At 31.4% G+C, this 12253-nt stretch carries 13 protein-coding genes; 6 read left to right on the top strand and 7 right to left on the bottom strand.

Annotated features, from left to right (window positions below):
• On the top strand, positions 1-246 hold a 246-nt coding region (locus Q0050_RS12350), incomplete at its 5' end, for an OmpA family protein (RefSeq protein ID WP_298396241.1).
• A 62-nt stretch (positions 247-308) separates the two neighbouring features.
• Here the strand turns inward: Q0050_RS12350 and Q0050_RS12345 are convergent.
• Entirely contained in the window at positions 309-1109 is an 801-nt protein-coding gene (locus Q0050_RS12345) for a bifunctional 2-polyprenyl-6-hydroxyphenol methylase/3-demethylubiquinol 3-O-methyltransferase UbiG (RefSeq protein WP_298396238.1), read from the bottom strand.
• Positions 1110-1201: 92 nt separating this feature from the next.
• On the opposite strand from Q0050_RS12345, the gene Q0050_RS12340 reads away from it, so the two are divergent.
• The 3 genes from Q0050_RS12340 to Q0050_RS12330 all read left to right on the top strand — a co-directional run bounded on the left by Q0050_RS12340 (position 1202) and on the right by Q0050_RS12330 (position 3230).
• Complete coding sequence (locus Q0050_RS12340) at positions 1202-2134, top strand: peptidylprolyl isomerase (protein ID WP_298396235.1); 933 nt, start codon at positions 1202-1204, stop codon at positions 2132-2134.
• 91 nt (positions 2135-2225) lie between these two features.
• Positions 2226-2606 carry a cytochrome c gene (locus Q0050_RS12335; RefSeq protein ID WP_298396232.1) on the top strand — a complete coding sequence of 127 codons (381 nt, stop codon included), beginning with the start codon at positions 2226-2228 and terminating at the stop codon, positions 2604-2606.
• A gap of 75 nt (positions 2607-2681) precedes the next feature.
• Complete coding sequence (locus Q0050_RS12330; protein WP_298396230.1) at positions 2682-3230, top strand: hypothetical protein; 549 nt, start codon at positions 2682-2684, stop codon at positions 3228-3230.
• 34 nt (positions 3231-3264) lie between these two features.
• Here the strand turns inward: Q0050_RS12330 and Q0050_RS12325 are convergent, their stop codons facing one another.
• The gene (locus tag Q0050_RS12325) at positions 3265-4536 is read right to left on the bottom strand and encodes a glucose-1-phosphate adenylyltransferase (RefSeq protein WP_298396227.1); all 1272 of its coding nucleotides are present in this window, start codon (positions 4534-4536) and stop codon (positions 3265-3267) included.
• Positions 4537-4547: 11 nt separating this feature from the next.
• On the bottom strand, positions 4548-5774 hold the full coding sequence (gene glgA, locus Q0050_RS12320; protein WP_298396224.1) for a glycogen synthase: 1227 nt from the start codon (positions 5772-5774) through the stop codon (positions 4548-4550).
• Positions 5775-5887: 113 nt separating this feature from the next.
• Here glgA and Q0050_RS12315 point away from each other — a divergent pair, with 113 nt between their 5' ends.
• On the top strand, positions 5888-6223 hold the full coding sequence (locus Q0050_RS12315) for a tRNA-binding protein (RefSeq protein WP_298396221.1): 336 nt from the start codon (positions 5888-5890) through the stop codon (positions 6221-6223).
• A gap of 225 nt (positions 6224-6448) precedes the next feature.
• On the opposite strand, the gene Q0050_RS12310 is transcribed toward Q0050_RS12315, so the two are convergent.
• The 4 genes from Q0050_RS12310 to Q0050_RS12295 all read right to left on the bottom strand — a co-directional run bounded on the left by Q0050_RS12310 (position 6449) and on the right by Q0050_RS12295 (position 10825).
• On the bottom strand, positions 6449-7210 hold the full coding sequence (locus Q0050_RS12310; RefSeq protein ID WP_298396219.1) for a WG repeat-containing protein: 762 nt from the start codon (positions 7208-7210) through the stop codon (positions 6449-6451).
• Positions 7211-7277: 67 nt separating this feature from the next.
• Positions 7278-8300, bottom strand: a complete 1023-nt coding sequence (locus Q0050_RS12305) for a T9SS type A sorting domain-containing protein (protein ID WP_298396217.1) — start codon at positions 8298-8300, stop codon at positions 7278-7280.
• 316 nt (positions 8301-8616) lie between these two features.
• Positions 8617-8997: a PUR family DNA/RNA-binding protein gene (locus tag Q0050_RS12300; protein WP_298396214.1), complete on the bottom strand. Its 381-nt coding sequence runs from the start codon at positions 8995-8997 to the stop codon at positions 8617-8619.
• Positions 8998-9067: 70 nt separating this feature from the next.
• The gene (locus Q0050_RS12295) at positions 9068-10825 is read right to left on the bottom strand and encodes an ABC transporter ATP-binding protein (RefSeq protein WP_298396211.1); all 1758 of its coding nucleotides are present in this window, start codon (positions 10823-10825) and stop codon (positions 9068-9070) included.
• Positions 10826-11019: 194 nt separating this feature from the next.
• On the opposite strand from Q0050_RS12295, the gene Q0050_RS12290 reads away from it, so the two are divergent.
• On the top strand, positions 11020-12123 hold the full coding sequence (locus tag Q0050_RS12290) for a Glu/Leu/Phe/Val dehydrogenase (protein ID WP_298396208.1): 1104 nt from the start codon (positions 11020-11022) through the stop codon (positions 12121-12123).
• Positions 12124-12253: the final 130 nt, after the last annotated feature.

Below are 12253 nucleotides of genomic sequence, written 5' to 3'. Positions count from 1 at the left end.
GTGCGTTCTCATACAGACTGTCGTCAAACGGCTAAATACAATATGGCACTGTCTGACAGAAGAGCAAAATCAACCATCGCGTGGTTAGTAGCAAAAGGAATCAACAAAAACAGAATTACAGGTAAAGGATATGGAGAATCTCAGCTAGTAAACGATTGCGGTTGCGAACCAACAAATCAATCAAACTGCTCAGAAGAACAACACCAAGCTAACAGAAGATCTGAATTTATAATTACGAAATTGTAGATTATTTAATATACAATTGTTTAAACCCTGAGAACCGCTTAAGAAATTAAGCGGTTCTTTTTTTACAACTTAGTTGCCTTAATAGCATAAACCATCGGAATCTTATTTCCAAAGTGTTTTATCCTAAATTTATTTGGTTCAAATTCTTCTGTTTCATTGAAGCAGTTGTATGGTGAATAATCATATTCATTGAAACTATTTATTCCTAAACCATTTTTTATTAATGAATTTAAAATTTCTGAAACGGGATGATTCCAACTAATTGTTTTGGTATGTAATGTTGCCTCTTTGTTGGCGTAAGTTCCGGATTCTTCTTCAATAATCGGTTCAATATTAAAATAACTGTAGAATACTTCCTTGAAATCATTGTCATACATCCAAACTACTGGATGGAAATCAGCCATAATAAATGTTCCATTGGGTTTTAAAAAATGTGAAATAACTTTCGCCCATTTGTCTAAATCAGGAAGCCAACCAATAGTACCATAGCTTGTAAAGACAACATCAAATTTGTCAGTAATATGTTTTGGAGCTTCATAAACATCGCAACAAACAAATGTAGTATCCAAGTTTAATTGTTCTGCAAATTCTTTAGCGCGCCCAATTGCTTTGTCTGATAAATCTACTCCTGTTGCTTGTGCGCCCATTCTTGAAAACGTCATAGTATCTTGTCCAAAATGACATTGTAAATGCAAAATCTTTTTCCCTTCAAGATCGCCAAGCAGTTGTAATTCAATGGAATTTAAAGTTGATTTTCCTTCCAAAAAACTTTGATTGTCATAAAAATCTGAAGCGATGTGAACATCAGTTTTATCGTTCCAAGTTTTTTTATTTGTGTGGATATAATCTAATTCATTTGTCATTTTAATGATCTTACTATTTCAAAAATACTATTTTGTAAATATAAATAATTATAATTTTGTAATTTTGCACCTCAAATAAATTAAATATACAAATGGAAAACGGAATATATGCTAAATTCAACACGTCAAAAGGTTCAATTTTAGTAAAATTAACACACGATTTAACACCAGGAACAGTTGGTAATTTTGTTGGCTTGGCTGAAGGTCAACTAGAAAATACTGCAAAACCAATGGGAAAACCTTATTATGACGGATTGAAATTTCATAGAGTAATTCCTGATTTTATGATTCAAGGTGGTTGCCCTCAAGGAATTGGTACAGGTGATGGAGGTTATAAATTTGATGATGAATTTCACCCAAGTTTAAAACACGATAGACCAGGTGTATTGTCAATGGCAAATGCTGGTCCAGGCACCAATGGTACTCAATTTTTTATTACGCACGTTCCAACAAATTGGTTAGATGGTAAGCATACTGTTTTTGGACATGTTGTTGAAGGTCAAGAGGTAGTTGATGCAGTTGCTCAAGGTGATTTAATTGAAACTTTAGAAATTGTTAGAGTAGGAGAAGAGGCCGAAAAATGGAATGCAATCGAAGCTTTTAGAACATTTGAAGGTTCAAGATTAAAAAGAATCGAAGATGCTAAAAAGCAAGCTGAAGAAGCTATGGAACAATTAGCGGCTGGATTTGATAAAACAGAAAGTGGTTTGCGATATAAAATCATTCAAAAAGGTGATGGTAAAAAAGCTGAAGCCGGAAAAACAGTTTCTGTACACTATACAGGTCAATTAGAAAACGGAAAAACATTTGATTCATCTTATCCAAGAAAAAAACCAATCGAGTTTCCATTAGGAAAAGGTCACGTAATCGAAGGTTGGGATGAAGGAATTCAGTTACTTCAAGTTGGAGATAAAGCTCGTTTCGTAATTCCATCTTATCTTGGATATGGTGCGAATGGAGCTGGAGGTGTAATTCCACCAAACGCAACTTTAGTATTTGATGTTGAATTAATGGACGTGAAATAACAAAGAAATCCTTATAAAATTATAGCAAAATATCCCAATAGTTAATCTTATTGGGATATTTTTGTATATTTACTTTACTAATCAATAAATTATGAAAATAAAAATAGCAGTTTTTGTCCTAGTCGGAATGCTTTTATATTCGTGTGGTTCTTCTAAAAATAGCAGTAAATCAATGAGTTATCAACCAGTTGTTGCGCCAATAACTAATGTCGAAAAAGTTGAAGATAAAGCTGCCGAAGTCGAAGTGGTTACCGAACAGTTGCCAGCACCACAAGTTGTTGAAATGCTTACTGCTGAGTTGCAAGAAGGTAAAGATTTGTACGAAAATAATTGTGCTAAATGCCATAATTTATACAATCGAAAGAGCTTTACAGCTGAGCAATGGGCTCCAATTTTAATTGATATGCAAAAAAATACTCCATTAACTGATGAACAAAGGATGAAAGTATATAATTATGTTACAATGAATTAATTTTGCATCCGTCTCGTGGCGGATTTTTTATTGAAATACTTTCGAGTTAATATTTTTAAACTTTACTAAAATTAAATGCGACATCTTTTTATCTTTTTCTTATTCACGATTTCATTAAACGCACAAGATTTGGGCCAAGCGCAACATTGTGGGTATGATTTTACGTCGTATTTGGTTTTGAATATCCACGAGGAAGGTGCAAAAAATAATATCAAGAATTTAAAAGTTTCTTTGGTCGATTTAAATGGGAATGAATTGATAAATACTAACAGTAAATACAGCTGGAAGGATGAAAACAAACCTTTAGTTTTTACTTTTAACTATAAAATTGAAGAGGAACTAAAGTCAGATGTTGCTGCTGAAAACAAGAAAGAACGTTGGTTTTTTCCTTATGCAAAAGACAATTATTTTTTATCCATCGTAAACACATTTCCTGCTGATCAAGTCAAAGTTAAAATCGAAGATATTGACGGAACAGAAAATGGTGGAAAGTTCGAAACACAAATTGTTGATTTAGGATTTTTCGATTTGTTTGTTTTGTGTTCTAATCAAGCTCAAGATTATGTCGTTCAATTTGGCCGAAAAGCTAATAAACCATTAGAGGTTGTGTTGGTGAAAAAATAAAAAAAAAACACTCAATTAAGAGCGTTTTCTAGTTTTAAATTGTAAATCTATCGGGTAAGGTTACCCCTTTTTTTATCACAATTATTCCATCTTTTATCGTATACAAATCGGTGTTGGTATCTTTTAAATGTTTACCGCCATTGAGCTTCACATCATTCCCAATTTTACAATTTTTATCTACGATAGTATTATTTATATAACAACGTTCTCCTATTCCAATGTTAACGATATTATTGTAGTTATTGTGACTAATTTCATCTAAATTTTGATAATAGTCATTACCCATCAAATAAGAGTTTGTAATGATAGAATCTCTGCTAATTCTTGTTCGAATTCCAATGACAGAATGTTCAATTTTTGTTCCGTTGATGATGCAACCTTCGGCAATTATTGATTTATCTACCGTTGTTCCGCCAGTAATTTTTGATGGAGGCAAAACCCTAGCACGTGTATAGATTTTTCCGGAATTATCAAATAAATTAAACTTCGGAATATCATCAGTCAATCCTAAATTGGCTTCAAAAAACGAATCGATGTTACCAATATCAGTCCAATAGCCTTCATATTGATAACTTAAAATCTTTTGTTTCCCGATAGCTTGAGGAATGATTTCTTTACCAAAATCTTTGGTTTCTTGGTTAGACATTAAATCGATTAACAAACTTCTATTGAAAATATAAATTCCCATCGAAGCTAGATAATGTTTACCTTCATTTTTTGATTCTTCACTTACTTCTGATGTCCATTCGGGTAATAAATCGGCACTTGGTTTTTCTATAAATGAAGTGATAAAATTTTCAGCATCGGTTTTTAAAATACCAAATTCAGGAGCTTCTTTTGCTGTAACAGGTAAAGTGGCAATTGAGATATCAGCACCACTTTCTTGATGGGCTTTTATCATTTCGTTGAAATTCATTTGATACAATTGATCGCCTGATAAAATCAAAGCATAATCAAAATCGTGATTTAAAAAGTGATTCATACATTGGCGCACAGCATCAGCCGTTCCTTGAAACCAAGTTGGATTATCAGGCGTTTGTTCTGCAGCTAAAATATCAACAAATGCGGTACTAAAATGACTAAAATGATAAGTGTTTTTGATATGTTGATTTAATGATGCCGAATTGAATTGGGTCAAAACAAACATCCTTTTTATATCAGAATTGATGCAATTAGATATCGGAATGTCTACCAAACGGTATTTTCCCGCAATTGGAACTGCTGGTTTTGAACGACTTTCAGTCAGTGGAGATAATCTTGAGCCTTGTCCGCCACCTAAAATTATGGCTAGTGTACTTTTTTTCATCTTGCTAGATTTTATGCTTTTTCTTTTTCAAATTTTGAAATAACTTCTTCGTAATAAGTATAGGTTGTTTTTGCAATAGATTCCCAACTAAATTTTTCTAAAACTCTTTTTCTTCCTGCTTTTCCCATAGTTTTTGCCAGGGTTTCGTTTTCTAACAACAGATTGATTTTTGAAGCAAAATTTTTCTGAAAAACGTCCGGATTTTTTGGATTGAAATCGGTTCTTGAAATACTTTCAAGTGCAATTAAATAGCCGGTTTCTCCTTCGGTAATGATTTCAGGAATACCACCAACAGCACTTCCTACAACTGGAGTTTCACAAGATAATGCTTCAAGGTTAATGATTCCGAAAGGTTCATATAAAGACGGACAAGCAAAGACGCGAGCGTGACTGTATAAAACTTTAATTTTTTCTCTCGGCAGCATTTCAGATATTAAAATGACACCTTCTCTTTCTGATTTTAATTCAGTAATTAGTTCTTCGGTTTCTTTGGCAATTTCATCGGTATCAGGCGCGCCTGCACAAAGTACGATTTGACAATTTCTATTAAAATATTTTGCAGCCGAAATTAATTGTGAAATCCCTTTTTGACGAGTAATTCTTCCCACAAAAAGCACAAAAGGAATTTCTGGATTAATACCATATTCAAGTAATAAATCGTTGTCAAATGTTGGTTGGTAAAAATCAGGATCAATGCCGTTATGAATTACAGTTACTTTTTCAGGATTGATTCCATAAGCTTCAACAACATCAGTTTTCATTTGCTCACTTACTGCAATCACTCCATCGGCTGTGTTGTAAGCGTGGTTTTCAATCCATCGCGAAAGAAAATAACCATTTCCTAACTGTTCTACTTTCCAAGGTCTATGGGTTTCTAGACTGTGTGTGGTTAAAATCAATGGTACTTGTAGTAATTCTCTAGAAAAAATTCCAGCTAAATGCGTGTACCAAGTGTGACAATGAATTACATCGGCTTCTAAAGTATGTTGTGACATTTCAACATTTTTACTTAAATTATGAAACATTTTTATGTGCGGATTTTGTTCATCAATCATTTTATTTAGTGACGATTTGATTCCGATAACAGTCATTGTTTCTTTTTCTTCTGCTTGATTTCCAAAACATCTAACTTCAACTTGGCCAAGTTTGGCTAATTCCTTGCTTAAAAAATCAATGTGAACGCCTGCGCCACCATAGATATTAGGCGGAAATTCATTAGAAAAAAGTGCTATTTTCATTTAAGATGCTATATCAAAGTTTATGAATCATAAAGTTAGGTATTTTTTTTAAACTTTGGTTTTTTAATTTGGTTTAGCCGTCAATTTGTACTTTTGTAACTAAACACGATTATATGGAACCAATTTCTTGGAGTGATTTTGAAAAAATAGCAATGTTTGTAGGAACAATTATTGAAGCAAACGATTTTCCTGAAGCTAAAAAACCTGCTTATCAACTTTTAATTGATTTTGGTGCTGAAATTGGAATTAAAAAATCGTCTGCACAAATAACGAAACGATATACAAAAGAAGAATTGATTGGAAAACAAATCATAGCCGTTCTAAACTTTTCTAAGAAGCAGATTGGCAAATTTAGCAGTGAATGTTTGGTTTTAGCTTCAATAAACCAAGAGGATATTGTGTTATTGACATCCGATAAAAAAGTGGAAAATGGTTTGCGAATTGGTTAATTCTTTTTGTTTCGAATTCGTGCCATATAAATATTAAAAAAAGACAAAATAATAAACAGGACAGGAACAATAAAATAGTTTTTTCGTTCTTCAAAAGAATTATTTTCTTGAATTTGCTTTAAATTTACATAGATCATATAAGACCAAAATACGATGCTAATCATATTTAAATAAAAGGCATATTTGTTTAAAAAAGTGACTATTTTTTGCATTGTTTGTAGATTTTTAAAGTTTTTTTCCTTGTTTGTCTATACTAAATGTTTTTCCTTCTAAAGTTACTGTAGTTATGCCATTTTTAAAATTTTCGGCCATTTCATAAATAAAAGGAATTGCAATTTTACCAGATTTATCAGCGAAGCCAATTTTTCCATTTAGCAATAATAGACATAATCCATCTCTAAAAAAGTTGGCTCTTTCATAGATACAAGGAATTATTTCTTTAAAATTGATGTCGATATAACCCCATTTTTTATCGCGATAAACTCTTGCTACGCCATTATCAAAGCCGTCAATAGTATCATAAATTAGAGGAAGTACAACTTTTCCGTTAACATCAATCATACCACATTTACCTGATTTTCTCACGATAGCGAAACCGTTTTTAAATTGGTCAGCAATATCATAAAGTAACGGAATGGCTACTTTGCCATCGGCATTGCAATAACCGTATTTTCCTTTATTTACTACAACCGCTCTTTCGTTTATAAAATTACCAACATAATCATAAACAAGCGGAATGATTTCTTTCCCAGTTTTTGAAAACGAACCCATTTTATCTCCTAATTTCACCCAAATTTTATCTTCTGAAAATGCGCCAATCTGGTCATAAATCAATGGAATAGTTTCTACTCCTGTACTGTCTATTACACCATATTTATTATTGTTAGTTGTAGTTTTATAGCCGTTGCTGTTGTATTTATTTACAACAACATTGTTTTGAGCAAATGCATTAAAACAAACCAACATAAAAAGGATTAAGTACTTCATAACTTTAAAAATGGGTATAAATTAAAAACTCCAAAAATCTTTCAACTTTTGGAGTTTGTTTATTTTTTTACTGTTTTATAATTTTTACTACTTCGTTTTTTTCTCCCAATAAATTTATAAAGTAAATACCATTGGTAAAATTACTTAAATCAATTTCTACAATTTCATCAATAATAGATAATTGTTTTAACTCTTGACCAAGATAATTATAAATAACAACAGTGGTAAAAAAACCTTCATCGTTATGTAATGTAACAATATTATTAGTTGGATTAGGATATAAAACTACTTTATTAGCTGTAAACTCATCACTACCCAAACCACAATTACTAGTAATATTTATAGTTTGAGCTGTACCGCAACCATTTAGAAAATTTTGCACACTGGTTAGTTCACTAGCATCGGCGCATATTGTTGAGAGATTCAGATTTCCTATTTTCCAGCAATCTGTGTAATAGCCATTTAAGTTATTAAAATCATGATTGATGCCATTTTTAATGTTGATGCTATTAAGATTATTATATCTACAAGTTAAAGAGGTTAAAAAGGGATTATTACTAACATCTATAGTAGATATATTATTTATATCACAACCAAGACTTTTCAAATTTGACAATCCACTTAAATCAATTTGAGTAAGATTATTATCAGCGACACTAAGAGCTTCTAAAGAATTCATCCCATTTAAATTAACTGAACTTAAGGAGCAACTATTAGCTAATATAACTTTTAAATAAATTAATGATGCAAGCAAATTTATAGTATTTAATGGATTGTCCCTACAGTCTATATACTCTAAATTATAGAAATATTCTAAACCTGTGAGAGAGTTTATAAATATATTTGATGGATTTCCTTCATAATAAATATATAATTTTGTAACAAGTAAAGCTTCACTTTGCTGTATTTGTCCATCATTATTTGTATCAATTTTCATCCATTGATTCGATGCATTTTTAGCATAATGATAACTATTCACATCAGCTAGTAGCAACTTCAATTTTAAGTTGCTATCGGGAATATTTATTACCTGTGAGAAAACTAAAGTTTGACTACTAATAAAAATAATTAAATAAAATAACCTTTCCATAACTTTATCTTTTAATTATTAGTTTGGCTAACCTGCTGTCTGGTTGTTTGTACTTGCGTTTATCAGTTTAGTCTTAAAATTTATATCTGGTATATTTATTATTTGTGTAAATGATAAAGTCTTAAAAACTAACGCTAAAAATAATATTTTTGTTTTCATAGCTTTAATTTTTAATGATTAATTTATCAACAACATTGTTTTGAGCAAACGCATTAAAACAAACCAACATAAAAAGGATTAAGTACTTCATAACTTTAAAAATGGGTATAAATTAAAAACTCCAAAAATCTTTCAACTTTTGGAGTTTGTTTTATATTTAAATATCGTCAAAATCAATATCGGTAAAACTGTTGGTTTTTGGTTCTTCTTCACCTTCTGATTTTTCAGCGTAAAATTCTTTTTTGAAATCTTTTTGGTGTCTTTCAGAAATAACTTCTTCACCTTTATTATTTAATACAAACGAAGTCATTTCTTCTAAAATTTCTTTAAAAGCCGTAAAATCTTCTTTGTATAAATAAATTTTGTGCTTCTTGAAGTGAAACGATCCGTCTTCTTCAGTAAATTTTTTACTTTCGGTAATGGTAATGTAGTAATCTTCAGCTTTAGTAGCTCTCACATCAAAGAAATAAGTTCTTCTTCCTGCTCTCAATACTTTAGAAAAAATTTCATCTTTTTCTAACATGTCGTGTTCTCTCATATTCGTTCTGTCAATTTTAGTGTAGTTTTTCTTTTACGAAAATGATAAAAAAAATGTTACCAAGCAAGAATTATTCTACTTCTTTTTCAGAAAGTTGTTTATAATATAACTCTTTATAATAGCCTTCTTGGTTTACTAATTGATTATGAGAACCTTGTTGGATAATTTTTCCGTCTTCGAGAATGATAATTTTGTCAGCATTTTTAGCCGACGAAACCCTGTGACTCACAATGATTGTAGTTTTATTTTTGCAGATTTCTAACAAATTATTTAAGATTTGTTCCTCGGTTTCGGTATCAACTGCCGAAAGACAGTCGTCTAAAAGTAAAATTTCAGGATCTTTTATAATGGCTCTTGCAATAGAAACACGTTGCTTTTGTCCGCCCGAAAGTGTGATGCCTCGTTCGCCAAGAATGGTTTCATATTGTTGATTGAACTGAATGATATTATCGTGCACAACGGCTTTTTTTGCCGCTTCAAATACTTCCTCTTGAGTAGCATTTTCTTTACCAAACTTGATATTATTGATAAGAGAATCTGAAAACAAAAAAGCATCTTGCGGAACAATTCCGATGCTATTTCGCAAATCATATAAATTTAAGGACGCAAGCGGAATTCCATCCATTAAAATCGAACCATTTTTCACGTCGTGCATTCTTGTTAATAACGTCAGAATACTTGATTTTCCGGAACCAGTTTTTCCTAAAACAGCTAAGGTTTGTCCTTTTTCAACTTTAAACGAAATGTTTTTTAATGCTTCAATATTGGTGTCATCATAGGTAAAACTAACGTTTTTAAATTCAATTTCACCTTTAATAATCGAAGTATTAGGATTGGTATTTTTAATTTCGGGATCAACTTTCAAGAACTCATTCAATCTTTTTTGTGATGCTTCTGCTTCTTGAACCAACGATGAAACCCAACCTATAGTAGCTACAGGCCAAGTTAACATGTTTACATATAAAATGAATTCTGCAATTTTACCAATGCTGTCAATTTCGCCATTGATGTACATTAATCCACCAAAATAAATCACAACCAAGTTACTAACGCCAATCAAAGTGACCATCAACGGACCAAAAAAGGATTGTACATTGGCCAATTTCATACTTTTAGATTTGCTTTCTAGTGCTAATTCGCTAATGTTATTTTGATGTTGTTTTTCTAAACCATAAGCTTTTATTACTCTAATTCCCGAAAAAACCTCTTGTGTGTAACTCGAAATTTTAGATAAATATTGCTGAAAAATGGTACTTCGTTTATTAATTTCAACACTTAACTTGAAAATTACAAAGGATAAAATAGGTAAGGGTAACAAAGTATATAATGTCAATCTTGGTGAAACATTATACATATAGATTATGACTATAGTAAAAGTGATCATCGTGTTGATGGTATACATCACTGCTGGTCCAACATACATCCTTACTTTGCCAACATCTTCGCTAATTCTACTCATCAAATCTCCAGTGCGATTTTGTTTGTAAAAATTTTGATCTAAAACTTCATAATGTTTAAAAACTTCATTTTTTAAATCAAATTCAATGTGGCGTGACATTACAATCAGTGTTTGACGCATTAAGAACGTTAAAACACCAGCAATAATTGTTGTTCCAATGATAAGTAATACATTTTCAATAAGTTGATCTTTAATTATATCATTGCTTGCGTTTGTTTTATAAAAGTCTTCAATGGCTTTGAATGATTTACTAATTAACTTTGGAGTGAATAATCTGAAAATTTGTGCCACAATTGTGATGATAATACCAAGTAAAAATCGGTATTTATATTTGACAAAATATTTATTTAAATATTGTAATTCTTTCATTTTAATTATTTAAATCTTGCTAGTACTAACTCTAAAAATGTTAAAAAATTAGAAATAATACATTTTTAAAATATTCAATAAAAATAATTTTTACTAACAATATGCTAATTAAAACTAAATTTCGTGAATTATTTTGAATAAAAAGTTAAATTTGCGATGACTTATTGATAAAGTCGCAACCCAAATATATTTTTATGACTACAGAAATCACAACTCCAAAAGAGCTTCAAAAAATGGATCCAGTCTTCGGACAACTATCGTTTGATAATCACGAGCAAATTGTTTTTTGCAACGACAAAGATACAGGATTAAAAGCAATAATTGGTATTCACAATTCAGTTTTAGGACCAGCTTTGGGCGGAACTAGAATGTGGAATTATGCCAACGAATGGGAAGCATTAAATGATGTTTTAAGACTTTCTCGCGGAATGACTTACAAATCAGCCATTACAGGTTTAGATCTTGGTGGAGGAAAAGCAGTCATTATTGGCGATGCGAAAACACAAAAGACGCCAGAAATGATGCGCAAATTTGGTGAGTTCGTTCACTCTTTATCAGGAAGATATATCACTGCTGAAGATGTAGGAATGGTAACTGCCGATATGGATACGGTTCGTGACGTAACTCCGCACGTAACCGGAATTTCAGAATCTCGTGGAGGTTCAGGAAATCCTTCTCCTGTTACTGCTTACGGTGTTTATATGGGAATGAAAGCAGCAGCAAAATACCAATTTGGTTCTGATAAATTAGACGGTAAGAAAGTTCTAGTGCAAGGAATTGGTCACGTTGGTGAAACTTTGGTAGAATATTTAGCTAAAGAAGGTGCTTTGGTTCAAATTACAGACATCAACGAAGGAAGATTAGAAGAAGTAAGCAAAAAATATGGTGCTTCTATTTATTCTGGAAACGATTTATATACTGCAGATGTTGATATTTATGCGCCTTGTGCACTTGGAGCAACGATTAACGACGATACGGTTTATAAAATAAATGCTAAAGTTATTGCTGGTGCGGCTAACAATCAGTTGGCAAATGAAAATATTCACGGACCAATTTTGCAAGAAAGAGGCATCGTTTATGCACCAGATTTCTTGATTAACGCAGGTGGAATTATTAATGTTTATGCAGAAATTGCTCATTATGATAAAGCAGAAGCAATGCGCAGAACAGAAAATATCTATAATACTACGTTAGAAATTTTTGATTATGCAAAAGCAAATAACTTGACGCCTCAAAAAGCGGCAATGGCATTGGCTGAAATCAGAATCGAACAAAGAAAAAAAGAAAACGCTAAATAGTAAAGCGTTTAAAAAAAATAGTTTTATTTTTGCAAAGCGAAAGAGCAATTTCTTTCGCTTTGTTAATTTTTAAAAGTTCTTATCCGTGTTAAACAGAAGACATATTCGAGTAAAAGTGATGCAAACTATC

The organism is Flavobacterium sp., assembly GCF_027483985.1.
In the GTDB taxonomy this organism is placed as follows: Bacteria; Bacteroidota; Bacteroidia; order Flavobacteriales; family Flavobacteriaceae; genus Flavobacterium.
This window is presented reverse-complemented; position numbering and strand designations above follow the sequence as displayed.

Coding starts and splice junctions, on each gene's coding strand:
- Q0050_RS12345 (WP_298396238.1), bottom strand. CDS start 1,109: ATGACAAATGAATTAGATTATATCCACACAAATAAAAAAACTTGGAAC.
- Q0050_RS12340 (WP_298396235.1), top strand. CDS start 1,202: ATGGAAAACGGAATATATGCTAAATTCAACACGTCAAAAGGTTCAATT.
- Q0050_RS12335 (WP_298396232.1), top strand. CDS start 2,226: ATGAAAATAAAAATAGCAGTTTTTGTCCTAGTCGGAATGCTTTTATAT.
- Q0050_RS12330 (WP_298396230.1), top strand. CDS start 2,682: ATGCGACATCTTTTTATCTTTTTCTTATTCACGATTTCATTAAACGCA.
- Q0050_RS12325 (WP_298396227.1), bottom strand. CDS start 4,536: ATGAAAAAAAGTACACTAGCCATAATTTTAGGTGGCGGACAAGGCTCA.
- glgA (WP_298396224.1), bottom strand. CDS start 5,774: ATGAAAATAGCACTTTTTTCTAATGAATTTCCGCCTAATATCTATGGT.
- Q0050_RS12315 (WP_298396221.1), top strand. CDS start 5,888: ATGGAACCAATTTCTTGGAGTGATTTTGAAAAAATAGCAATGTTTGTA.
- Q0050_RS12310 (WP_298396219.1), bottom strand. CDS start 7,210: ATGAAGTACTTAATCCTTTTTATGTTGGTTTGTTTTAATGCATTTGCT.
- Q0050_RS12305 (WP_298396217.1), bottom strand. CDS start 8,300: ATGGAAAGGTTATTTTATTTAATTATTTTTATTAGTAGTCAAACTTTA.
- Q0050_RS12300 (WP_298396214.1), bottom strand. CDS start 8,997: ATGAGAGAACACGACATGTTAGAAAAAGATGAAATTTTTTCTAAAGTA.
- Q0050_RS12295 (WP_298396211.1), bottom strand. CDS start 10,825: ATGAAAGAATTACAATATTTAAATAAATATTTTGTCAAATATAAATAC.
- Q0050_RS12290 (WP_298396208.1), top strand. CDS start 11,020: ATGACTACAGAAATCACAACTCCAAAAGAGCTTCAAAAAATGGATCCA.